Origin of the sequence: Paenibacillus tundrae (assembly GCF_036884255.1) — a bacterium.
Taxonomy (GTDB): Bacteria; Bacillota; Bacilli; order Paenibacillales; family Paenibacillaceae; genus Paenibacillus.
Genome location: NZ_CP145605.1, coordinates 4,780,260 through 4,803,383, shown reverse-complemented (window position 1 = coordinate 4,803,383; position 23,124 = coordinate 4,780,260). Strand labels below are relative to the sequence as shown.

Here is a 23,124-nt window from a genome sequence, read left to right as displayed (position 1 = left end):
TCCCTAGGATATAACCGAATAACATCAGATGAATTCGGATTGTTACCGCATAAGAAGCGGGCAAAACCTAACAATAAAGGGGCGTACTCATGGAGCTACATGCTCCAGAAAGCCCTTGTTGGTTTTTGTCCCGCTTTTTTATGTTTGTTACAACAATAAGAGGAAGGAATGATTGAATTGACTACACCATTTCCAAAAGACTTTCTATGGGGCGGCGCAGTAGCGGCCAACCAGCTTGAAGGAGCATACAATACTGACGGCAAAGGCCTGTCTGTACAGGATGTAATGCCACACGGGATTACAACGCCAAGAACTGAGGGACCAACTGAAGATAACCTGAAGTTGATCGGGATCGATTTTTATAACCGCTATAAAGAAGATGTGAAATTGTTTGCAGAGATGGGCTTCAAAGTATTCCGTACATCTATTGCATGGTCTCGTATTTTCCCGAATGGTGACGAGCTGGAGCCTAACGAAAAAGGGCTGCAATTCTATGATGATTTGTTCGATGAGTGCCATAAATACGGTATTGAGCCACTGGTGACGATTTCTCATTATGAGACGCCACTTCACTTGTCCAAAACGTACGACGGATGGGTTAACCGCAAAATGGTTGATTTCTATGAGCGTTACGTAACTGTGCTGTTCAATCGTTTCAAAGGCAAAGTGAAATACTGGCTGACGTTCAATGAGATTAACTCTATTCTCGAAGAGCCATTCATGAGTGGTGGGATTTTCACGCCAAAATCGGAATTGTCGAAGCAAGACCTGTACCAAGCTATCCATCATGAGCTTGTGGCGAGTGCGCTAGCGGTTAAGATAGGACATGAGATTATGCCAGAAGCCAAAATTGGTTGTATGGTGCTGAGCATGCCGACTTACCCACTAACTCCTAACCCGGATGATGTTGTCGCAGCTATGCATGCAGAGCAGCGCAATGACCTATTCGCAGACATTCATGCACGCGGATATTATCCAAAATACATTAATCGCTACTTCAAGGCGAACAATATCAACATTAAGTTTGAAGATGGCGATGCTGAGATTCTCAAACATACCGTTGACTTTATCTCATTTAGTTACTATGTAAGTATCTGTGAGACAGGAGATCCGGAGAAACGCAAAGAAGGTAAAGGAAACCTGTTCGCAGGTGTAATGAACCCTTATCTCAAAGCAAGTGAGTGGGGCTGGCAGATCGATCCACAAGGTTTGCGCGTAACCTTGAACAAGTATTATGACCGTTACCAAAAACCATTGTTCATCGTTGAAAATGGTCTAGGCGCCGTGGACGAGCTGATTACGGACGAGAATGGCAATAAAACAGTGAATGATGAATATCGCATTCAATACTTGAATGATCACTTGGTACAAGTAGGGGAAGCGATTGAAGATGGTGTAGAGGTTATGGGTTACACGTCTTGGGGCTGTATTGACCTGGTGAGTGCATCGACTGCTGAGATGAAGAAACGTTATGGCTTCATTTATGTTGACCGCAATAATGATGGTTCAGGTACATTAGAGCGCTACAAGAAGAAATCTTTCCACTGGTACAAAGAGGTAATTGGTACGAATGGTGCAAGTCTTAAAGGAGCGAACGAATAATCGTCCTGGTTCTAAAGCCTCAGCCCATCTTGGCGGTACGTAGCGTCGAATTTTGTTGAATATGAGCTAGGAGTGTCTTGCTTATGTTAGATTATACGACATTAACCGCTTTCACAAAAACATTGTCATATGCACAATTCTGTGGTAAGATGGGACCTAAGGCTAATGAATACGGATTGTTACTGTTCAATCAGGCAAAACCGGAGGCAGGACATGTTCTCGTGACCTGCTTTGGTTTTGCCTTTTACTACTTTTGACGGTGCAAGGTGATGTGGAGAAAATGAAAATTGAGAAGGTGCTTAATAACAACGTAGTTACTGTGATCGATCCGGGCGGAAACGAACTGGTCGTCATGGGGCGGGGAATTGCCTTCAAGAAGCATACCGGTGAAACGATAGATGAAAGTCTGATCGAGAAGATATTCTCATTGGAGAGCAAGGAAGTATCGCAGAAGCTCAAGACGCTCTTGTCGGACATCCCTGTTGAATATGTTGAATGTTCTGATGAAATTATTCGTTATGCAGAGACGGTGTTAGGTGAGAAACTGCATGAGAGTATTTATATCTCACTGACGGATCATATTCATTTTGCCATTGATCGGCATCGTCAAGGATTACAGATCCGCAATGCTCTATTTTGGGAGATCAAGCGCATGTACCGCAAGGAATATGCAATCGGTCTCAAGGCACTACAGATTATTGAAGAAACGTTGGGTGTACTTCTGCCCGAAGATGAATGCGCATTTATCGCTATGCATCTGGTCAATGCCCAGATGAACGGTGAGATGCGAGAAACCATCAGCATCACGAATATTGTTAAAGATATACTCAACATTGTAAGACGTAGTTTCGTCATTGAGCTTGATGAAGATTCTTTAAGTTATTATCGCTTTTTGACTCATTTGAAGTTCTTTGCGCAACGTGTGTTACAAGGAACGGCAATTGAGGATAAGGAAGAAGATAATCCGCTTCACGATCTCGTAAGTAAACAATATCCCGAGGCACATGCTTGTGCAGTAAGGATTAGTGATTATACGCGTAAGATCTATAATCGGGTATTATCCAAAGAAGAAATACTGTACCTGACCATTCATATTGAACGTGTGGTTAGGAATGAACAAACAATCGAATAAATTTGGGATTGTTACTGCAAAAAAGGCAAAACCTAAACGTTGAATAATGATAAGCTTATTGCTTTGTCATTATTCAGTGTTTAGGTTTTTTTTAAACCTTCATTACACATCAAAGGAGCAAATTCACAATGGATAAACAACAATTGTCCAAGGACATTTTGAAGTTGGTCGGTGGCGAAGAGAATATTGATCAAGTCACACACTGTATGACAAGACTTAGATTTAACTTGAACGATAACAAAAAAGCAGACAAAGCGACACTGAAAAATACACCAGGTGTTATGGGTGTTATGGAGAACGGTGGACAGTTCCAGGTTATTATCGGTAACGATGTACCTGTCGTGTATAACGCGCTGGTAGGTAACATGTCCAAAGGTGCAAACGCTGGATCTTCTAGTGCTTCAGCTTCAACTGGCGAGAAGAAAAAGAGAAATCCAATAAGCGCATTGTTCGACTTCATCTCAGGTATGTTTACACCAATCCTGCCTGCGATTACCGGTGCAGGTATGATCAAAGGGATCGTGGCTATTCTTGTTGCACTTGGTTGGTTGTCTGAGACAAGCTCAACGTATATCATCTTGTCCGCCATCGGTGATGGTGCGTTCTACTTCCTGCCAATCATTCTGGCAGTCAGTGCGGCGAAGAAATTGGGAAGCAATATATATATTGGTGCAGCACTTGCAGCGGGAATTATGCACCCGACCATTACAGCTTTGCTGGAAGGTGGTAACTCTTCGTTTGCAGGGATTACAGTCGTTGCAGCAGTGTATTCTTCTACGGTAATTCCGATTGTTATTGCGATCTGGATCGCTTCTTATGTAGAAAAAGCGGTTGACCGTATTACACATTCATCCGTTAAACTCTTGGTAGTTCCAACAGTTACCTTGTTGATCATGGTTCCTCTCACATTGATTGCAATTGGACCATTGGGTTCCATTATCGGTAACGGCTTGTCTGGCGGTATTGCTTGGTTGTTCGATAATGCGTCCATCCTTGCAAGTATCTTGATCGGTGGTACGATGTCCCTGTTGATCATTACAGGTATGCACTATGCACTTACACCAATCGTTATCGGTTCGATCACAACGCTTGGATATGACTTTATCGTTCCGTTGATGTTTGCAGCGAACTGGGCTCAAGCAGGTGGCGCAATTGGTGTCGGACTTCGTTCCAAAAATGGACAAACTAAGTCCATGGCGTTCTCCACAGGTTTGACAGCGATTATGGGTATTACTGAGCCAGCAATGTATGGTGTCAACATGAGATACAAAAAACCGTTTATTGCAGCCCTTGCGGGTGGAGCAATCGGTGGTGCATTCATGGGTATCTTCAAAGTTAAAGCTTATGTTATTACAGGTCTTGTTGGATTGCCTGGTATTGCAGCGTTCATCAGTCCAGCAATCAGCACATTGATCTATGGTTTGCTTGGTGGCGTGATTGCCGTTGTATCCGCTACATTGATTACTTACATCTTGGGCTTCAAAGAAGACAATGCTCCGCAACCGGCTGCAACAACACCGGCTGCTGAACCTGCTACACCAGCAACAACAACTTCAGCTCCTGTTGTAAAAGAAGAAGCAAAAGCACAGGATGAGCAAATTTTCAGCCCAATGACTGGGGAAGTTAAACCACTTAGCGAAGTACCAGATCCTGCATTCTCCGAAGAAATTATGGGTAAAGGGTTCGCTATTCAGCCGACAGAAGGACGTGCCGTATCTCCAATTAACGGAACAGTGTTCTCCTTGTCGAAGAGTGGACATGCGATTGGTCTTGTAAGTGATACGGGTGCAGAAATGCTGATTCATATCGGGATCGATACCGTGAAGCTGAAAGGTCAATTCTTCTCTCCTAAGGTTCAAGCTGGAGCGAAGGTGTCCGTAGGTGACGTATTGATGGAGTTCGACCGGGAAGAGATTGAAAAAGCCGGTTACACGACAATTACACCTGTCATTATTACAAACATGCATCAGTATGAATCCATTGAATCTGCTGGACGTACAACGATCACAGAGAAAGAATTGATCTATACGGTTAAAGCATAAGCATGGGTTAAATAAGAATAAAAGCAGCAGCCTTACGGAGGAACTTCGTAAGGCTGCTGCTTTTTTGTAGCTTATTTATTTGTAGCGTCTATTCAGCACCTACTTCTCCCAAAATCAATGATTGCTGCTGGATATTGACGGTGGTCATAGCCGATCAGAGCTGGGAGATTGATTTTTATGCTTAGACCTTGTAGCTCACTAATTCTGCTTAGTTATCCGCTTGCAAGGTGCTTGGTGACTTCTCGGTGACGGACGGCAGCATATCTTCAACCATTTGTACAAAATGCTGAGCCGGCTTGGATAGGTGGCGGTGATGCAACCATACAAGCGCTGATCCTACGGTTGAGGATTGGTCAATAATACGATAGATATGTAAGGCATGTTCATGATGCAGTTGAAGAACGGTGCGGGGCACGATTGAACTTGCAAAACCGAGACGTACAAGCTCCATCAGCATCGCTACATCCGAGCATTCCCCCATAATGGATGGACTTACGTGATGTTCACGAAATCGATCGAGGATTAGTTCAAACATTCCTAGCCCTTCCGTGCTTGGTAACAAGAGTGGAATGTGAGCGAGCTGCTTCAAATAAGTCTCACCGTTCATTCCGGTTTCAAGAGGTGTAGCCGAGATATAGTAGAGAGGTTCCTGGGGGAGATGCAGCACTTCGTAATGCTCTGTTCTCACGGGCATCCGTACACAGGCCAGCTCTATTTTGCCATCATCCAGCAACTGACACAGTTGCGCAGATTCATTTTGTTGAATTTTATACGTAACCTTTGGGTGGGTCATTCGAAATTGTTGAAGTACGCGGGGCAGCAGACTGTCCGAAATCGTATTCATGCCTAGGTTGAGTTTACCGCGGACGCCTTGGCGAAAGTCCTGTATTTCCATGACGGCTTCTTCCATGTACTTGGTTATCGTAATGGCATATTCATAGAAGCTTCGACCAGCTTGTGTCAATTCCATTGTCCGTCCTTGGCGCTCAAATAAAGCAACACCTAGTTCTTCCTCCATCAGCTTAAGTTGCTGACTTAAGGGTGGTTGTGCCATGTGCAGTCTTCGTGCTGCTGCGGTAATCTGCTTCTCTTCGGCAATGGCTATAAAATAACGACATTGTTTAATATCCAAAAGGATGCTCCTTACTAACAAGTATATGTAGATCATATAGAAAGGCAATAAAACATGTATTTTTAATATACTACATCTCCGTGGTACTATACATAAGGTTTAGACATTTACCTAGTGAGGTTGGGCTAACATAAGCCATGGAATATTATCGTTTCGCGAAAGGAAATCAACACGTATGACCAAACAACAAGAGCATCTACGAACTCCAAATGTAAAACAATTCTCCTCTTCCGTTCTTGCAGGCATCCAATGGTTTTTCTTCTTATTTACAAATACCGTTGTTGTGCCGTTATCCATTGGGCATAATTTTCAACTTACACCAGAAGCTATTGCTACATCGATGCAGCACTCCTTTTTGCTGACAGGAGCGGTTTGTATCTTACAAGCGATATGTGGACATCGGTATGCGGTAATGGATGGACCGTCAGGGCTGTGGTGGGGGTTGACACTTAGCTTAACGGTCTCCGCTTCATCCGCAGGAATGAGTCTCGAACGGGTTGGCGGTGGACTGACAGCAGGCTTTGTACTGGCTGGATTAACGATGGCGATCCTAGGTTGGCTGGGTGCTGCTCATGTGCTTCAGAAGCTGTTCACGCCAATGGTTAAAAGTGCGATGTTATTTCTATTAACGATTCAATTGACCATGAATTTCTTCAAGGGCATGATTGGATATACGGAGTTTGGCACATTTAATCTACCGGTTGCGGCATTATCTATACTCATTGCGGTTCTGGTTGCGTGGATTCAGCTGAAGGGGAGAGGCAAGCTTGCCAATTATGCGATCCTGATCGGTATTATTGCGGGCTGGATTGCTTATCGCATACTCATTCCTGGACACCAGAACACCGAGACTCAGGCAGTGGGTGAGTTTTTTACCTTTTTTCCATGGGGGACGCCGAAGTGGGAGCCTGGAATCGTCATTACCGCTTTTTTTGTTGGGCTGGTGAATATGACGAATTCCATTACAACCTTGGGGGCTGTGGAGAAAATGTATGGGGTTCAAACGACGGCTCAACAGTATAAGCATTCCTATGGATGGACTGGACTGTTTACGGTTATCGCTGCATGTGTGGGGGTGATTCCCTTTGGTGCATTTGCTTCTTCCATCGGATTTCTGGAGAGCACCCGTATTTTTCGTCGGTCAGCTTTTATACTGGGAGCTGGGTTGTTATGTATGTTGGGGCTAATGCCTATGTTGACAAGTTTCTTTGCTCAAATGCCACCGAGTGTGGGCAGTGCTGTGCTATTTGTAGCGTATTTGCAAATGTTTGGTACGGCAATACGAACGCTTGAGGGCACGGTCTTCAACTCCAAAACGATTTATCGTATTGCTCTTCCCATTCTTACGGGTGTTGCTATTATGAACATACCAGCAGAAGCATTTCAAGGGTTGCCCATCTATCTAATTCCTATGATCAGTAATGGTCTTGTCATCGGTGTGGTGATATCGCTTGTGTTGGAATCTACGGTGAAGTGGTCTAACTTGGATAACTCACCTAAGCCAAGTAAAGCGGCTTAAAGTTAGGAATATAACTCTTTTTCAGCAACAGTCTTATTAAAGTATAGGGCTGTTTTTTGTGTCATTTGTACCTATTTGACGATAATTCTATTTTGTCCTGCAAGCATGCGCATTTCTTTATATAGACGCTCCTGCTGATCTTCGGCAACCTCAAACTCAACGCCATAGTGCCAATGGTTTCCTTTTTCCGCACCCCAACGCAGTAAACCCTCCATATATAAAGGTTCTTCCGTTAATGTTGTAGCAAGCCCAATTCGGATCTCATTGGAATCTACGTTTAACCGGAGTGGGAAGGAGAGCTGACAGCCAGAACGACTGATATCGCATAGCTCGGCTTGAATGGGTTTGTCTGGAGCAGGTGACCCGTTAATGCTTATAATGTACACTTCCGATGTTATAGGTTGCTTTAAAAAATAGCGAAAAGGTGTTTTTCTCTGGTTGATTGACATGTACTCCTCCATATATTTCAAAAAAGTCAGTTATCGTTATATCGTCAAAAGGACAGCAGAAATGAAGAGAAGTGAAGGAAGTCAGAAGGGTAGGGGATTGCAAAAATAAATAAATATACGCCGTATCCTGATGAGTCCCGAGAGATGGTGCAAGGTAAAGATCGTTCTCAAGTTCCTTTAACAGTTGAAGAGAGCTTGATATAATGCTGGACATAGTGTGCAAGAAACTCGTTGTCTTCAAAAGAGTTGAATAACTACATAGAACACAAAATTCAGATGTGTTATAGAGAAGAGGGGCTTAACATGAGACAAGTACCATTTAGCTTTATTACAGACACAGCAACGATGTGTATATATGATTTGGGTACGTTGAAACATCGTTTGCAGGACACGGTAGACTGGTGGTCGATCCCTGAGGATGAACTGGCCGAGGTTAATGCTGGACATTGTCTTTTTATTAATCTGGTACAGATGGAGCATATGATGTGGATTGGAGCCTGAACGCCTCCTTGTCAGAAGGTGAACGAACGGGTGAAGGGCAGATATACTATCTTAACGTGCCTACAGGCAAGATCTTCATGGGCGCGGCAGAGGATGTCACAGCGGACGAACTTGAGCCTGATGAGGCGTGTGAAGGCGTTCTACTGGAGCTTGAACCAGGTAATTATGCTTCCACCATATGGAGGGAGAACAATCGTATCCATGCGACGATGGAGCCCAGCGTGAAGGGAAGCAACCATTTGGAGGATTTGATACGCATCTGAATGAAAAGGAGGAACTTTGTATGTATGAACAACAGCTAGCACGTATACAGGACAAGCTGCATGCACTGCGAAATGCGGATGTAGAGCTAAGCTTGTTCGGAGCGGAGAGTCATGAGTATGTGCTTGAGCCGGTATGGACGACCGAACAGATGAAGCAATTTGAACAGAAATGGAAGGTGCAACTGCCGGAAGATTATCAGGCTTTTTTGCTAACGGTAGGTGCAGGAGGCACAGGTCCTTATTATGGGCTGGAGAAGCCCGAGGATGGGGTATATGCGGTGCTGGATTATGGTGATGAGTTAAATGCGATATCCGATCCTTGCACATTAACGGAAGCATGGAATTGGGATTATGACTGGTATGATGATAGCCGAACAGAAGAAGAGTGGAGCCAGCTTGAACATGAATACTATGATCCAAAGTGGTCTGCCGGGATGCTGCGTATCAGTGATTTTGGCTGTGGAGTTTCTATGAATCTAGTCGTCAAGGGTTCTTCCTATGGAGAGATCTGGGCAGATGATCGTGCCAACAGCAACGGAATCTATCCGGATCATTATATGGGGAATAAGGAACGACTTTGTTTCCTAGACTGGTATGAATTATGGCTTGATCAGTCACTGTTAGAATGTGAGGAACAAGCAAAAGAATCATCCAATGACCCTCGTTGAGCCGTAATCTTGGGAAAGAGGGATGTGAGTTAGAGAAAGGAGGCACGTAATGGGCTGGGAGTATGGAATCAAGGTAACACCTGCCGCGAGGATTCCCGAAGTTATAGAACGACTAAGCAATGTTATTATTGTGCCTGAAAACTATAGCATAGAGCGCACTCCAACCGGGTTTGCCATTGTACAGGATCATCCGGCTTGGCCGGAAGTGATGCAGTTGTCGATTGAACAAGCTGCTGCGCTTGAAGAAGTTGAGGATGGAATGCAATACATCTATTGTTTGTTCCATGTCGGAGACGAATTAACTTCCAATTGGTTAAGGCAGATGCAGACCGAGACAGAAGGTTTAGACGGGATGAGTGAATGGTTTGAACTCTAAAGAAGATAGGGTATGCCAATACAGTCTGACTTATATGGAGGGGATAGGAAATGTCAGGTACATCGAAGCCGGAAATCCCCGTCTTGATCTACCGTTATCAAGGGTCTCGTAGAAATATCGGATATACGTTATCACCCTTCTATCTGCAGGATCAGCCGGAAGTCTCTAAGGATGACATGTTGTTTATCTATGCAGTGGATTTTGATTATATTCAGCCGTTCGTGGAGAAGCATTTTCCCTTAATTGATGCATTTACCGGAGAGAGCATGGAAAAGTTCGACCCTTGCTGGGATAATCCCCTGATGAAGGAAGCTTGGCTCATGATTTTGGAGGATCTAGAACAACATCCGGTAGAAGAGCTTGAATTGCGGTCATTTATCGAAAGATTCACATCTTGGATCAGGAAACATGTACATCAAGCAGATGGTATCGAAGTGAGCGGCAATCTGTAAGATAGATGTTGTTGGTAACTTGTAATCAGATGAGGTTTCCACATGTTGCATCGAGCTGATTATGAAAGAGGCTTCTCCCAGGGGGCTAACCCCATCTAAGGAGAGAGGCTTTTTTTGCTGTAAAAAAACCGTTTGGGCAGTTCACCCGTCATTACATATAGAAAGAGAGAAGAGGAGGGGTTACGAGGTTGGGAACCAATGCTGAGATGAAAAAGATGGTTTTCATTCAGACGAACGATGAAACGGTGTTTGTTCAATCCATCATGGAGCATCAGGATACATTGTTCTCCATTGCCTACAGTTATCTGCGGAACCGTCATGATGCGCTGGAAGCCATTCAGGAGATGACATGCCGGGCATGGATGAAACGCAGCTCTCTCAAAAACGACAAAGCGTTCAAATCCTGGATCATCCGCATTCTGATCTACATTTGTATTGATGAACAGAGACGACGTAAGCGCACAACAGTGATCCCTAATGAAGAGCTGGATGATGCATTTAACGGTGCTACCGTAGGCGGAATCCAAGCCGATCAGCTCGCGATCCATACCGTTCTGGAATCCATTAAACCGAAGTACCGCCATGTGTTGCTGCTGAAATATTATAACGATATGACCTTAATCGAAATTGCAGCAATTCTCGGTAAACCGGAAGGCACGGTCAAGACATGGCAGCACAAAGGGCTGGAACAGCTTCGTAAATTGATGAAAAACCGGGGGGATTGGCATGAATACTAGTCCAGAGGAAAAGGTACTAATCGCAGATGCTGCCCGGTTACAGCGGGACGTGCGGCAGATGAATAAGTCCGAGACCACACATGCAATCCAGCGTGGACTCGCAAGGGAGCGTAGCGCGAAGCGATACGATCGAAGCCTAGCAATGAAGTGGATTTCAGCGCTTCTTGTGGTGGTCATTGGTGGAGCTTGGCTGGTGTCAGAATTCTATGAGCGTACACCGAAGCAACTAACAGCAGGAGAGCAAGCAACGTATTGGGAGAAGCTTGAGCCTTTTCGCACATTAATTCAAAAGGATAATGATCGAAGTACGATGTTGTCTGCTATTAATCATGGCTATGTACAGATGGTTGATCGGACTGTGGTATCAGGCTCATATGAATTCACCGTTAATGCAGTTATGGCAGACAGGAATAGACTAATTGTGTTATACACTGCCAGGACGGATGCGTCACAAGAGATCTATTCCGTGAACCAAGTGAAGGCTGTAGATACGGAGACAAGTCAACCTTTTGGATCAATGCACAGTCTCGATGCACCGTTAAACGAAAATATAATCTATGGTCGGACGTACATTATGTTAGATCCGAATGAACCGATGCCTGAGAAGGTAACAATGACATATCGAATTTCATCGAATACCCCTAGCACAGAACAACGTTCAGCTACATTCAAAAGCGAGACAGCTCATTTCTCAAAGCCGATGAATATCTCATTTACGTTGGATTCGAAATTCGTTTCAGCTAAGACAGATGTGATAAAGCCCAACTATTCATTTACATTGGAAGGTCATTCGTTTTTGTTATCTGAGGTAGAGATGTCACCCCTCTCAACAAAAATCCTAATCCAAATGGAGAACAGTGAGAACATGGATGATGAAGAGAAACAATCCATGATGGATCTGATCAGAGGAGTCGATATAATATCTATCACAAAGGATGGTCACACATTACTAGGTTCTTTGTCTAATTACATTTCTGGAAACACTCTGATATCGCTCGGTTCAGATCGTGTCTCGGAAGATGGCATAATCTATATTTTAGGTAGTAATTTGTTGGATGACCCACAATCACTAACATTAAAGCTCTACTCTCAGCTAAACAAAAGAAATGAAGTGGATATGTTAGAGATCAAAATTAAATAGATGCGAAAATTCAATAGCGAGTAAAACTAGGGCGAAGCACTTTCTTTCTTCGGAGGAAACGGCTTCGTCTTTCTTATATGTGCAGACCCAGTACGTTGTTGCGAAATAAATAAAAAATATATTTTTTGCATATTTTGTATTGTCACATGGCGGGTTACATTATATAATCGGCTTGTAAGAAAAATTTTACAAAGGATGGTGGAATTTTGAAGAAATTTTCAGCTCTTTTACTCGCGGTCACTTTGTTGTTGTTAACCGTCTCGGCAGCTCCTCCTACTACATATGGTGCGGCTAATTTCCCGAATACGGGAACGACTGGTTTGACGGGCTTTGCTGGTAATGCCAAGAGTGTGTCAGGTGTTTCCAAGTCTGCTATAACAGGTGGTAAGAATGGTCAGGTCATCTACATTAACAATCTGAACGATCTGAGAACTCATGCTGCGGATACTACGCCTAAAATTTTGGTCATTGAGAAAAATATCTCTTCATCCACCCTGCAAAAAGTCAACTTTGGTGCCAACAAAACCATTGTTGGTTCCTACGACAATCATAAGCTTATCAACATCAACTTCAGATCCACAGCTAGCTCAAGCAATGTGATTTTTCAAAATTTAAGATTTGAACACTCTGCCAATATTAATGCGAATGATGATATTCAACTATACATTACTTCAGGTAACAACTATTGGATTGATCATGTGACTTTTGCTGGACACAGCTATAGTTCCAACGGTAACGATCTGGACAAACTGCTCTACATTGGTGACCGTGCAGATTTTATCACGATCAGCAATTCTAAATTCTCCAATCATAAGTATGGCGTTATTCTAGGTCACCCTAATGATGGAAACAACAGCTATAATGGCGTTCCTCACATCACAATGTCCAACAATTACTTTGAAAATGTGTATGTACGTGGTCCGGGGCTATTCAGATACGGCTACTTCCATTTGAAAAACAACTATGCGAACAATTTCAATCAATCCATTACCATTGGTGAGAAGGCTCGTATTTATTCCGAAAACAACTATTTCGGTGCAGGTGCTGAAAAAGGCGGCATCCTTGATGATAAGGGCAAGGGGGAGTTCACGGATACAGGTAGCACACCTGCATTGAGCGCGAAAACTTCTCCAAAAACGAACTGGAGACCTAGCACAAACTATAGCTATGAAGTTCAATCTGCTAGCTATGCTAGAGAGTTTGTAACGAAATATGCAGGTTCATCGAATACCACTCTTGTATTTGGAAAATAGGAATTACTCAAGGAATAGACCCCCATCGGTGATAGGGGTCTATTCTTGTTTTATATTAGGTGAGCATGTCTCTAGATATCAAAAGTGTAATGAATGTAAAATTTATATTTAATTTTAATTAATATATGCCGATATAATATTAGCGTGTATTGCTCTCAAAAGATAGAATGCGTCAGATCCAAAGATAAATTAGCCTGTGAGTATGCATCTTATTAAGAGTGAGGCACGAGAAAATGAAATTAAAAGTACATACGAGTTTAAACGATGATGTTTGATTTTAACTAAAAGGGCGGAGAATGAATGAATCGTTACGATGAAATTATGTGGAACAGAAACAAAATCATCACTATCATCCTATGGTGTGTAGTAGCACTAGGGTTTGCGATGCTCTTTATGCATCCAAAGTTAATTGTTTCGAACATTATCGCCATTTTGTTCGCATCATGGACAACTTACGCTAATGTGAAGAAAAAGCACATTCGTCTCATTCCATGGATCATTACGATTCTTATTATTGGATGTGGAATTTATAGCGGATGGGGAAGTAACCAATCCATTATGACCATTTTGATCTCTTCCGTTTTACTATTGTATCCAGATAAGAAAATGTTTTTGATTGGCTTCTTAGCCATGTATGCGAATGATATTCTTAAGTTGTTCATTCTTCCGAGCACGACAGCAGAAGTTTTTAATAAAAATATGACCCAAGTCATTCTTGTCGGTGCAATTGGTGGGATTCTATTTTTGGTTGCACATATGTCTCAGAGGCTCTTCCATGAAAGTGAGAAAAGATGGGCTGAGGTCGAGCAAACTCGTGTCAGGGTAGAATCGATGCTAGGACGGGTTAAGGTTTCGGTTACAGGATTAACAAGTTTCACCGATCAATTGAAGCTCAAGGTTGACGAAACTGGTTCAATTATGAATGAGGTAACGATTGGATTCAGTGAAGTAGCAAAGGGTGTGGAGTTCCAAGCCACGAGTGTAGCAGAAATATCAGGCTCCTTGTCTCAATCCGATCAGCATATTCGAGACGTAGCGGCTAATTCATCTAAAATGAAGGAACTTTCTTCGCATATGACCCAAAGCACGCAAACAGGAAGTACTCAAATGGAGCAGCTAAACGTGCAGATGCAGGGGATTTCTGATCAAATTAAGATCACTGCGGATGATATGGAACGATTCAATCAAGAGAGTGAGTCGATGACCATACTGCTGAGCAGCATCACGGAAATTGCCAGTCAGACGAATCTCCTTGCCCTTAATGCTGCTATTGAAGCGGCTCGTGCTGGAGAACAAGGTCGTGGTTTCGCCGTCGTTTCGGAAGAGGTTCGCAAGCTCGCTGAGCATTCCGGACAATCGGCACAGGAGATCGCTACGGTATTAGCCAGATTGAAAGGACAAACTCAGGCTCTGACAGAGCGTTTTGTTAATATCCGAGAGTCATTGTCAAAAGGCCAGGAAACTGTAGAAACGGCTGAAGATGTATTCCGTACGATTAATGGCAATTCTCAGCATGTCTTGAGTCAAGCGATGGACATTGAGGGTAGTTCGGCGACCATGAAAGATGCTTCAACCAGAGTAGTCAATGAAGTCGCTGAAATTTCGAGTGTGACGGAGCAGTCCAGTGCAGCGACAGAAGAGATTCTGGCAAGTATGGAGGAGCAGCGCAATCTTACGCAGAACATCGTGAGTAGCTTTGATGAGTTAGAATTGTTAATCAGGAGTTTGAATGAATTGGTAGCGGACGATGAGAATTCATCGGATGTTACTGTTCCAAATGAGCAATCAGCATAAGTTCGGAGAAGCATGATTCGAGATAAATAGAGCCTGTCCTAACGTAATAACGTAAATGGATAGGCTCTTTTGGTTTTCATTAAGTTGGAGGGCAGGAATAATAAGGGTTCTATACGAATACATAATGTGGCGTCCCAAATAAGTTGATTAACGTGATTTCAACGATCGAGTGATGTAACCATCATAAAACTAAAAGGAGTAACTTTACCCTATGCAGAATTTACATAGCTTAGTTTCAGATTACATGCAAGATAAGAAACATTTACATCTTGCGATCGGGATGGTTAGAGGAGACGATATTGAATACTTTTCGTTTAGTCATGATAAAAAGAAAAGTATAGTTCCTCCTGAGCATAGGTTATTTGAAATCGGCTCTATAACGAAAGTATTTACATCCATTCTTTTATTAGCAATGGAGGAAGAAAACGTGCTTTCCTCGGATGACATGGTGGGTAAGTTCCTGCCAAACGTTAAGAACGATTATTTGAATAAAATTACCTTGAAGAACCTTGCTACTCATACCTCGGGATTACCTATTCTGGCAACTAACCATAATATGGCTAAGAAAAGATCGGATCCTTATTCAATGTATACTGAGGAAGATTTAACTGCTTTTTTAGCTACAGCTGATTTCACAGATGGCATTGATTCATTTGGATATTCCAATCTTGCTGTGGGCCTGCTGGGCAACATTTTATGTAAGGTGTCAGGAAGAACATATGATGAACTGTTAAAAAGATATATAACAGAACCACTAAAAATGAAAGAAACAGCCGTTCTGCTTAATTCAGAACAGAATAGCAGATTTTTGAATGGACATGCTTCAACTGGCAAGAGAGTACCTCATTGGAATCTTGCTATACATGAAGGGGCTGGGGGGATCAAGTCTTCTATTCGTGATATGAGTTTATTGGTTCAAGCCAATCTAAATGATGACCATCCGCTCGCCTCTATACTAGCCAGAAGTCATCTTCCGAACGCCATTGGAAATGCTAATCTTTATTTTGGCTGGGGCGGGGATGAAATTCTAGATAAAGATATCCTCTGGCATAACGGGGGTTCAGCTGGTTTTAATAGTTATCTAGCTTTCAACAAGGAACTCCGTGTAGGAGTAGTATTACTATCCAATTATTCTTTTTTCTCAAACGTGCTTATCGATCATTATGTGGCTCAATTAAAGAAATGGATTACTAGAAAAGAGCCTGTTCAAGGAACGATGATAGACTTTACAGGTAGGCGAATATTAGAAGAAATGCTAAGTAGCGAAAAGACATTAAAGTAATAATACATATGGAGGTAATTAAGTTTGAATACTCACTATTATTTCAGTTGGTTTAATTATTTTTTTCCAGAGAAGCTGGTCAAATTGTTGCATGAGGATATTACAGACAGACAATCGCTTGTCATGATTAGCGCTGATCCTTCTAACTATGAAGATAACCAGGTTAACTTTAATGATATTTCGGAATGGACATGGTTGAAGCAGGCTGACATTAAGTTTGATGAATATCATTTCATTGATTACCGTATACAAAAGGAGGATGCTCAGCGTTTGATTCAGAACGCTTCTGTCATTTTTTGTTGCGGTGGATATCCTGTTTTGCAGCACGATTTTTTGGCGGATTATGAATTAACCGATCTTATTAAGAACAGCAATGCCGTTATCTTGGGTGCCAGCGCTGGCTCGCTAAACATGGCTGCCAAATGGTTGAACATGGAGACTGCTAGCGACGAAATTGAAGCAAGCACTATTTATGATGGGATTGGCTTTGGTCATTTTGCCTATGAATCTCACTCGCAACGAAACTACACCACGTTTGTTCAAGGCTATCTGTTCCCCTTGTCTGAGGAAATGGATGTTTATGCTGCAGAACAGGAGAGCGCTATGCGTGTGAAGGACGGCAAAATAGAAACAATGGGGCCTATCTATTTAATATCCCACTCAAAGATTCAGAAATTGGCTGATACGCTCTAATTAGGGTGAGTGCTGTGGCTTGTGACCTGACAGCAAGCTTTCGTATCTCCGGACATATCGTCGGGCAGAAATATAAACTTGAAAGACCGCCTTCAATGGCGGTCTTTCTATTGTCCTAGTAGAGATGTACGACTTACTTCGTTTCTTGAATACCTTTATAGACAGATTCGCACAGCTCCGTTGTAAATCTGCCTGACATTCCTTCAAGCGCCGTATTGGTGAACGCTACAACACTAAGCTCCTTACTCGGATCAACAAACCAGGAGTGTCCGTAGGTACCGCCCATCCGCCACGTTCCTGGCGATTCAGGTGTATTGGCTTCCTCTGAGTCTTTTAGTAGCGTGAATCCAAGTCCGAAACCTCTCCCTGGCCAGTAAGGCATCACAAGGTTACCAATTTGATTGGTTGTCATTTCTGTGACAAGAGCCTTCGGCAGAATTGGATGTCCTCCTTGCCGCAAAGCTTCCAGCAGTTTAAGAAAGTCCCCTGCACTGCCAATCATGCCTGCTCCCCCGGAAGGGTAAGCTGTCTTATCGTTAAACCTATTGGGTGAAAGGAGGAATCCTGCTGTCCCCTCGATGAAAGGAATGGTATCAAAATCATGCAGGCGCCGGGGCTCTCCGGTGCTGTCTGCGTAAGCTGTAGTCAATCTGTCTGTATCCACAGCCTTGAAGTCTGTGTCCATCATTGAAAGCGGATGTGTTACAAGCACCCGTACAGCTTCACTAAGCAACATTCCAGTTACCTTTTCGATGACCGCTCCGAGCACGTCTGTTGCTATGGAATACCTCCACATTTTCCCTGGCTCATATAGAAGCGGGACAGATGCGAGTCTTTGCAAATTCTCTTCAAGTGTAATTCCCACCAAATCCATGCCGTCCGATACCCCGGCAAGCTCATAAGTTCCCTTTTCCTCTTGGAAGAAGCGGTAAGTTAAGCCTGCGGTATGCGTCATCAGATGGCGTACGGTCATTGGAACATGCTGTCCGTTAGGCAGTTTGGGACGAAAGGTGGGCAACCATTTTTCCACCAGATCGTCTAACTGTAATCTTCCTTGCGAAACTAATACTAGGGCTGCTGTTGAAACGACCGGCTTGGTTACCGAAGCATATCTAAACAAAGCATTTTCCTGCATCGGTCGTTTATGCTCGCGATCGGCCAGACCAGCAGACCTGCTGTAAACGAGGTTTCCGTCTAATGCAATTTGCACAACTGTACCCACAATTCTTTTTTCCTCAAGTGTGCGCTCAATTACTTCGTTGACGCTTTCGTGCAACAATTCCAGATCTATATCTCTCATGTATCTCATCCTTTTCTGCTGTAATTTACTTGATTATATATAGCAAGTGAGTTTATTATATAAATAATTTCTGCTAGCTTATATAAAAGAAACAAGTTAGATGAAGAGACTTCCAATGATTATAAAGGCATTTTGAAGAAATAACTTTTAAATTAAAGGGGTGTAATTTTCTTGGATGAGATCGATAAAAACATTCTGCTCCATTTGCAGAACCAGGCTAGATTATCAATGACAGATTTAGGAAAGCTGGTGGGGCTGTCTCAGCCAGCCGTTACGGAACGTGTAAAACGCATGGAAGAAAAGGGGGTTATCGAGGAATACAGGACTGTTATTTCTTCGCAAAAATTGGGTAAGCAATGCACGGCCTATATGCTTATTCAAACTCGGAATTGTTATCCTTTTCTTGATTTTTGTCGTTCTTCATCAGAGGTAACGGAGTGTTACCGGATAAGTGGGGAGCATAATTATTTATTGAAGATCCTCACGGAAACAACCCAGGAGCTGGAGGAGTTTGAAAACAGGTGTGATCAATATGGCACCTATACGACTCTGATCGTGATGTCTTCACCGATCGCTTACAAAAATCTGATTGGAGAAACGAATTTGCTCGCATAAGGTGTATTCTATAAACACCCAAAAAAAGAATCCGCTCAAGGACGGATTTTTTTTGTTTATGTTACACATACTTATGGATTCCATTAGGAAGGGAAGCCATGCTTTTTAGCTAGCCAAGCTGCAAGCAAGGAGGGGAGCAAGAGGATAATTAATGATCCGGGAAGGAAACCGGCTCCAAACAGCTGGAGAAGAAATCCCCCGATTATGCCTCCTCCTCCGATTGCCACATTCCATGCGGTAACCAGCATAGATTGAGCGATATCTGCGCTTTTTCCCCCAGCTTGTGCTATTGCCGTTTGCAGTAAAGTGGCTGCTCCGCCAAATGTAAGCCCCCATGCTGTAACACCAAGAATGATGATTGCAGGTTGATTCATTCCAATTCCCAAGGCTACAGAAGCCAAAGCAAATCCTGTGATGCTGATTAACACCAATATTCTTAGGAAACGGTCAATCAGCATGCCTATCACCCAAATGCCAACAACCGAGGTAATTCCGAAAATAAGAAGAACTAGATCCACTCGCTCCGCAAACGCGGTTTCCGCAAGATAGGGTGCAATATAAGTGTACAAAATATTATGAGCTAATACCCAAGTCAACACGACAAACAAAATTGTCCGTATACCAGGAACCAGGAAAATTTTGTACAAAGGGAGTTGATCACCCGCAGGCTCACCTTCGTAATCCGGTACCTTCCAGAGCACCCAGCCAATAAGAACTACAGCTAGTAACGATACTACTCCGAAAATGAAACGCCACCCTGTATAAGCACCGAAAAAAGTGCCCAGTGGAACGCCTAATGCCAATGCCAACGGGGTGCCAATCATGGCTACGGCCATCGCTTTACCTTTCAGCGAATCAGGTACCATACGACGTGCATAGCCAGCTGTCATCCCCCACAGCACACCTGCCGATACACCTGCGAAGAAACGCGCGACAAGCGTCAACGCATAAGAGGAAGATAATGCGGTGATCGTGTTAAATACTAGAAAGCCGATAATGCACAGCAGCAGAAGCGGCCGGCGTCTCCAACCGCGGGTAGCGGCTGTCAAAGGAATGGCAGCAAGAAGAGATCCAACCGCATAGAGAGTGACCAATTGTCCAGCAAGAGCTTCTGTGACCCCAAGATCCTGTGCAATTTGCGGTAGTAATCCAGCAGGCAGGCTTTCTGTAAGAATGCAGATGAATCCTGCCATAGCTAAGGCTAATAGCCCGACCCACGGAAAACGTTTGGAAGACGGCATATTAGCATCGTCTTGTCTTATAAGAGCAGTGTTTGAGTTCACGAAAAAATCTCCTTTGTTTATTTTTAGCCGCTTAATAGGATTTGGCTTTCGTATAAGCATATAAAAATAAAACATTTATCTACATGGCTGATTAAAGGAGAATGAAGCGAAATAAGAGGAAAATACGTTTATTTATATAGAAATTCCATGAATATAAAGGTGAAAAGGCAGCATCGCTAGATGCCGCCTAATAATAAATCCTAATTGATGAGAACTAACCGATCAAAATCTATATCGTTTCCGAATCATACCTCCACGCGAGTAACTGATGTGGTGCATCTGTAGATAGCCCGATAAAAAGTTTGGCTTGGTGATGATACAACTGTGGATGAACTTCTGTCGTGGTGGCATCACAAGTTAGGGTAGAGCAATTCCATACGTGCAGATCGAGCCCATATCTCCAAGTAAAAAGCTTATCTTGATCTGCGGCCATACCCGCTTGAGCATGGGGGAAGACACCTTCTACCGGACTCGTTGTGCTGAAGGCAGGCACAGAAGTGATGACGCCCATTCGCTGACCTGTCTGTACATTAAATAAAATAATGGCGGGTGACACGCCTTCTTCCTGCCAATCTTCTTCATCAACCATTTCTTCGTCTACTTGACCCCAGATTGCTATAGTATCAGGGGAGATCCAGGCGGAAGGCAGATCCCAATCCATGGTTTGCCATAGGTTATGGATCGATGATCCGTTTTCGGATTCCCATGCATGATTTAACCAGTTTTCCAAACTCCAAGTACGCGTAATACCTAAAGGCGCCCATACCCATCCACTATCTACAATCCATTTCTGATCAGGAGATACGCTTAATTTACCGTGAAAATAATCGAGATAATGTTTATTTGTATCAGGCTCGTCCTTATGATTGGAATCATTATTGTACGTTGGAGTGGGTCTACCTGTAAGGGATGTACCACGGAGAACATCGGTTAGATCTAACCGATTCCACTCTATGCCGTGGACTAAGATTAAACGCTGATCAATATATGCAAAGCTCAGTGGGTATGTACATACATCATAATGATAGTCGTCTCGCGATAATTGCAGGATTTCTTTTCCCGTTAATAGGTCATATACAGCCGCATGCTGGCCATACGTGTTAGATACTGCAGCAACAGATCCATCTGGGCTAGTCACGATCTGAACAGGATGAAGTAAATTCATCTGAGGGATGTTTGTTTGCAGAATTCGTTCGGTTACTCCGGTATGTAAGTTGAGCTTCCATAACTCCGCATGGTCATTCAAGGCAAGCACCATGATTCGCTCTGGGTTGGGAAATTCTTCGGTTAGTTCTTGGATAGCTATTAATGTTCCAGGTGAGGGATGAAGCTCAGGAAGTGGAACGGAATAAAATGACATGATGCACCTCCGAAGTAAGGGTTTTACAAGATTTGTACACGGTGTTCAAGATTCAATATAATAGGGAGAAGAATATATTGTCAAAAGCTTAAACAACATACATAGGGTTAGAGGTAGAGGAGGCAGGAGAACCTGATGAATTGGGTGCAAATAAGTAAAATAAAAGATGTGAATCAAATTCGGGAAGCAGTCCAAGGTTTGAATATCAATGAGAGAGATGAGCGGGGGCGGACACCGTTGATGCTCTGCTTAACTGCGCGCATGCCTGTTGAAGGTATACGCTGCCTATTGGAACAGAGTCCAGACCTAGAGATCGAAGATAAGCTTGGGGATACCGCACTCAAAAAGGCGATACGATTCAAGCAGGTGGAAGCTATTTCGCTTCTACTTGAATTTGGAGCTAAACTAGATTCTCCACAGGGCATTCTAGGCACGGCCTGGAACGCTGCACGATCTAATCCAAACATCGCTGATCTATTATTGGATACACCAGGTGCACTCCGATTGAAGTTAACCGAAGACGAGCAGAACAAGGTAGATGCCATTGTATATGAAGAATCGATAGAGCAGGCCATCGTCAAGATTCGCGAGCTGGATTCCGCAGTGCTGATACATGCCGTTGTTAGCGAATATAACTGGGATGATGGGCCTGAGCCGATGCTGGCTGTTTGTGAACATCCCGCATGTGCGGAGATCACATTGCTGGATATGCTAAAGTTAATGGAAGCAGACTACTGGCTTGAAATGGATGAGGAAGAGGTGCGTCAGCGCGTTGACGGGCCTGCTTATCGCCGGCTTGCAGAACAATTGTATGAGAGACAGTCCAGAAGGAGTTGAGCAATATTGGACTCTCGGATCGAGAAAGCCTGGTGAGCGGATTGCTGATCATGTGCACAAAGGTAGGTTGAACAGTGACAACAACGAATAGCAATTTAGTTAGTGTCTAGCTGCGGCTACCCCACTAAAACATCGTTTCATTGATCCAGAGCATTTAGACCCACCACTGCCGATGTCTAATCATATATGTTCAGCGAGCTGTACCTCGAATCCGTCTGGGTCAGTAATGTAAATAAAACGCAGATGAGGATTGGGCTGAATTGGGCCGCGGACAATCGGAATATCCAGCGCTGTCAGTTGCTCTATCGCTTCCTCTAGGGAGTTCACTTCATACCCAATCGATATGCCAGCCTCCGGTTTAAGGATGGATTCGCTGCCCTCGATTAGTTCCAACTTCGTTTCATTTTCTATGCCGAGCATAGCAATCTGTCGTCCGCGACTCTCGAATCTGCGCTGAATCGGAAGCCCAAGCTTTCCGTTGTAAAACGCCAGCGAGTTCTCTAGGTTGCTCACACGCAGAGTAATCCAATTTAGTTTAATTAACATGGGAGAATCTCTCCTTTTTACGTCATATGTAGAAACATTACGTTTATTATACGGCAAAGATAAGCCATGCAGATATACTTTACAGGTATATTTAGACGAATGAAAGAGCCCGCACATCATTGTGCGGACTCATTTGGCATTTAATCC

General features: G+C 43.4%; 22 protein-coding genes and 1 pseudogene. 17 read left to right on the top strand and 6 right to left on the bottom strand.

Features of this window, described 5'->3' with window-relative positions; genetic code table 11:
* Window positions 1–168: 168 nt before the first annotated feature.
* The 4 genes from V6W81_RS21585 (at window position 169) to V6W81_RS21570 (ending at window position 4,776) form a co-directional block, all read left to right on the top strand.
* Window positions 169–1,602 (top strand): glycoside hydrolase family 1 protein, encoded by a 1,434-nt coding sequence (locus tag V6W81_RS21585; protein ID WP_164848763.1) that lies wholly within the window; start codon window positions 169–171, stop codon window positions 1,600–1,602.
* Between the two features lie 83 nt (window positions 1,603–1,685).
* The gene (locus V6W81_RS21580) at window positions 1,686–1,859 is read left to right on the top strand and encodes a hypothetical protein (RefSeq protein ID WP_156395541.1); all 174 of its coding nucleotides are present in this window, start codon (window positions 1,686–1,688) and stop codon (window positions 1,857–1,859) included.
* 23 nt (window positions 1,860–1,882) lie between these two features.
* Complete coding sequence (licT, locus tag V6W81_RS21575) at window positions 1,883–2,734, top strand: BglG family transcription antiterminator LicT (protein ID WP_056701613.1); 852 nt, start codon at window positions 1,883–1,885, stop codon at window positions 2,732–2,734.
* 128 nt (window positions 2,735–2,862) lie between these two features.
* Window positions 2,863–4,776 (top strand): beta-glucoside-specific PTS transporter subunit IIABC, encoded by a 1,914-nt coding sequence (locus V6W81_RS21570; RefSeq protein WP_338540338.1) that lies wholly within the window; start codon window positions 2,863–2,865, stop codon window positions 4,774–4,776.
* 208 nt (window positions 4,777–4,984) lie between these two features.
* On the opposite strand, the gene V6W81_RS21565 is transcribed toward V6W81_RS21570, so the two are convergent.
* Entirely contained in the window at window positions 4,985–5,908 is a 924-nt protein-coding gene (locus V6W81_RS21565) for a LysR family transcriptional regulator (RefSeq protein ID WP_338540337.1), read from the bottom strand.
* Between the two features lie 175 nt (window positions 5,909–6,083).
* Here V6W81_RS21565 and V6W81_RS21560 point away from each other — a divergent pair, with 175 nt between their 5' ends.
* Window positions 6,084–7,427: a uracil/xanthine transporter gene (locus V6W81_RS21560; RefSeq protein ID WP_338540336.1), complete on the top strand. Its 1,344-nt coding sequence runs from the start codon at window positions 6,084–6,086 to the stop codon at window positions 7,425–7,427.
* A gap of 71 nt (window positions 7,428–7,498) precedes the next feature.
* Here V6W81_RS21560 and V6W81_RS21555 read toward each other — a convergent pair whose 3' ends face one another.
* Complete coding sequence (locus V6W81_RS21555; protein WP_056701620.1) at window positions 7,499–7,876, bottom strand: PilZ domain-containing protein; 378 nt, start codon at window positions 7,874–7,876, stop codon at window positions 7,499–7,501.
* A 276-nt stretch (window positions 7,877–8,152) separates the two neighbouring features.
* Here V6W81_RS21555 and V6W81_RS29245 point away from each other — a divergent pair.
* The 10 genes and pseudogenes from V6W81_RS29245 (at window position 8,153) to V6W81_RS21500 (ending at window position 17,036) form a co-directional block, all read left to right on the top strand.
* Window positions 8,153–8,640, top strand: a pseudogene (locus V6W81_RS29245) (DUF6386 family protein).
* Window positions 8,641–8,660: 20 nt separating this feature from the next.
* Window positions 8,661–9,308, top strand: coding sequence for an SMI1/KNR4 family protein (locus V6W81_RS21540; RefSeq protein WP_338540333.1), 648 nt, complete (start codon window positions 8,661–8,663; stop codon window positions 9,306–9,308).
* A gap of 49 nt (window positions 9,309–9,357) precedes the next feature.
* The gene (locus tag V6W81_RS21535; RefSeq protein WP_338540332.1) at window positions 9,358–9,684 is read left to right on the top strand and encodes a hypothetical protein; all 327 of its coding nucleotides are present in this window, start codon (window positions 9,358–9,360) and stop codon (window positions 9,682–9,684) included.
* A gap of 50 nt (window positions 9,685–9,734) precedes the next feature.
* The gene (locus tag V6W81_RS21530; RefSeq protein WP_338540331.1) at window positions 9,735–10,136 is read left to right on the top strand and encodes a hypothetical protein; all 402 of its coding nucleotides are present in this window, start codon (window positions 9,735–9,737) and stop codon (window positions 10,134–10,136) included.
* 188 nt (window positions 10,137–10,324) lie between these two features.
* The gene (locus tag V6W81_RS21525; RefSeq protein ID WP_338540330.1) at window positions 10,325–10,873 is read left to right on the top strand and encodes an RNA polymerase sigma factor; all 549 of its coding nucleotides are present in this window, start codon (window positions 10,325–10,327) and stop codon (window positions 10,871–10,873) included.
* A complete protein-coding gene (locus V6W81_RS21520) occupies window positions 10,863–12,014 on the top strand; it encodes a DUF4179 domain-containing protein (RefSeq protein ID WP_338540329.1) in 1,152 nt (383 codons plus the stop codon). Before V6W81_RS21525 ends, V6W81_RS21520 begins: the two co-directional genes overlap by 11 nt.
* Window positions 12,015–12,220: 206 nt before the next feature.
* Window positions 12,221–13,267 carry a pectate lyase gene (locus V6W81_RS21515; protein WP_338540328.1) on the top strand — a complete coding sequence of 349 codons (1,047 nt, stop codon included), beginning with the start codon at window positions 12,221–12,223 and terminating at the stop codon, window positions 13,265–13,267.
* 300 nt (window positions 13,268–13,567) lie between these two features.
* The gene (locus tag V6W81_RS21510; RefSeq protein ID WP_338540327.1) at window positions 13,568–15,061 is read left to right on the top strand and encodes a methyl-accepting chemotaxis protein; all 1,494 of its coding nucleotides are present in this window, start codon (window positions 13,568–13,570) and stop codon (window positions 15,059–15,061) included.
* 211 nt (window positions 15,062–15,272) lie between these two features.
* Complete coding sequence (locus tag V6W81_RS21505; RefSeq protein ID WP_338540326.1) at window positions 15,273–16,343, top strand: serine hydrolase domain-containing protein; 1,071 nt, start codon at window positions 15,273–15,275, stop codon at window positions 16,341–16,343.
* A gap of 24 nt (window positions 16,344–16,367) precedes the next feature.
* The gene (locus V6W81_RS21500; RefSeq protein WP_338540325.1) at window positions 16,368–17,036 is read left to right on the top strand and encodes a cyanophycinase; all 669 of its coding nucleotides are present in this window, start codon (window positions 16,368–16,370) and stop codon (window positions 17,034–17,036) included.
* 133 nt (window positions 17,037–17,169) lie between these two features.
* Here the strand turns inward: V6W81_RS21500 and V6W81_RS21495 are convergent, their stop codons facing one another.
* Window positions 17,170–18,336 carry a serine hydrolase domain-containing protein gene (locus tag V6W81_RS21495; RefSeq protein WP_338540324.1) on the bottom strand — a complete coding sequence of 389 codons (1,167 nt, stop codon included), beginning with the start codon at window positions 18,334–18,336 and terminating at the stop codon, window positions 17,170–17,172.
* A 171-nt stretch (window positions 18,337–18,507) separates the two neighbouring features.
* Between V6W81_RS21495 and V6W81_RS21490 the strand changes: the two genes are divergently transcribed.
* Window positions 18,508–18,951, top strand: coding sequence for an Lrp/AsnC family transcriptional regulator (locus V6W81_RS21490; protein ID WP_338540323.1), 444 nt, complete (start codon window positions 18,508–18,510; stop codon window positions 18,949–18,951).
* 83 nt (window positions 18,952–19,034) lie between these two features.
* Here V6W81_RS21490 and V6W81_RS21485 read toward each other — a convergent pair whose 3' ends face one another.
* Window positions 19,035–20,234 (bottom strand): MFS transporter, encoded by a 1,200-nt coding sequence (locus V6W81_RS21485; RefSeq protein ID WP_430700908.1) that lies wholly within the window; start codon window positions 20,232–20,234, stop codon window positions 19,035–19,037.
* Window positions 20,235–20,463: 229 nt separating this feature from the next.
* Complete coding sequence (locus V6W81_RS21480) at window positions 20,464–21,594, bottom strand: hypothetical protein (RefSeq protein ID WP_338540322.1); 1,131 nt, start codon at window positions 21,592–21,594, stop codon at window positions 20,464–20,466.
* 135 nt (window positions 21,595–21,729) lie between these two features.
* On the opposite strand from V6W81_RS21480, the gene V6W81_RS21475 reads away from it, so the two are divergent.
* Window positions 21,730–22,431: a DUF4274 domain-containing protein gene (locus V6W81_RS21475; protein ID WP_338540321.1), complete on the top strand. Its 702-nt coding sequence runs from the start codon at window positions 21,730–21,732 to the stop codon at window positions 22,429–22,431.
* Between the two features lie 180 nt (window positions 22,432–22,611).
* Here the strand turns inward: V6W81_RS21475 and V6W81_RS21470 are convergent, their stop codons facing one another.
* Entirely contained in the window at window positions 22,612–22,977 is a 366-nt protein-coding gene (locus tag V6W81_RS21470) for a VOC family protein (RefSeq protein WP_338540320.1), read from the bottom strand.
* Window positions 22,978–23,124 lie beyond the last annotated feature (147 nt).

What these genes read in the sequence shown, in the direction of transcription:
- V6W81_RS21585 (WP_164848763.1), top strand. Translation starts at nt 169, where the DNA reads ATGATTGAATTGACTACACCATTTCCAAAAGACTTTCTATGGGGCGGC.
- V6W81_RS21580 (WP_156395541.1), top strand. Translation starts at nt 1,686, where the DNA reads ATGTTAGATTATACGACATTAACCGCTTTCACAAAAACATTGTCATAT.
- licT (WP_056701613.1), top strand. Translation starts at nt 1,883, where the DNA reads ATGAAAATTGAGAAGGTGCTTAATAACAACGTAGTTACTGTGATCGAT.
- V6W81_RS21570 (WP_338540338.1), top strand. Translation starts at nt 2,863, where the DNA reads ATGGATAAACAACAATTGTCCAAGGACATTTTGAAGTTGGTCGGTGGC.
- V6W81_RS21560 (WP_338540336.1), top strand. Translation starts at nt 6,084, where the DNA reads ATGACCAAACAACAAGAGCATCTACGAACTCCAAATGTAAAACAATTC.
- V6W81_RS21555 (WP_056701620.1), bottom strand. Translation starts at nt 7,876, where the DNA reads ATGTCAATCAACCAGAGAAAAACACCTTTTCGCTATTTTTTAAAGCAA.
- V6W81_RS21540 (WP_338540333.1), top strand. Translation starts at nt 8,661, where the DNA reads ATGTATGAACAACAGCTAGCACGTATACAGGACAAGCTGCATGCACTG.
- V6W81_RS21535 (WP_338540332.1), top strand. Translation starts at nt 9,358, where the DNA reads ATGGGCTGGGAGTATGGAATCAAGGTAACACCTGCCGCGAGGATTCCC.
- V6W81_RS21530 (WP_338540331.1), top strand. Translation starts at nt 9,735, where the DNA reads ATGTCAGGTACATCGAAGCCGGAAATCCCCGTCTTGATCTACCGTTAT.
- V6W81_RS21520 (WP_338540329.1), top strand. Translation starts at nt 10,863, where the DNA reads ATGAATACTAGTCCAGAGGAAAAGGTACTAATCGCAGATGCTGCCCGG.
- V6W81_RS21510 (WP_338540327.1), top strand. Translation starts at nt 13,568, where the DNA reads ATGAATCGTTACGATGAAATTATGTGGAACAGAAACAAAATCATCACT.
- V6W81_RS21505 (WP_338540326.1), top strand. Translation starts at nt 15,273, where the DNA reads ATGCAGAATTTACATAGCTTAGTTTCAGATTACATGCAAGATAAGAAA.
- V6W81_RS21495 (WP_338540324.1), bottom strand. Translation starts at nt 18,336, where the DNA reads ATGAGAGATATAGATCTGGAATTGTTGCACGAAAGCGTCAACGAAGTA.
- V6W81_RS21480 (WP_338540322.1), bottom strand. Translation starts at nt 21,594, where the DNA reads ATGTCATTTTATTCCGTTCCACTTCCTGAGCTTCATCCCTCACCTGGA.
- V6W81_RS21475 (WP_338540321.1), top strand. Translation starts at nt 21,730, where the DNA reads ATGAATTGGGTGCAAATAAGTAAAATAAAAGATGTGAATCAAATTCGG.
- V6W81_RS21470 (WP_338540320.1), bottom strand. Translation starts at nt 22,977, where the DNA reads ATGTTAATTAAACTAAATTGGATTACTCTGCGTGTGAGCAACCTAGAG.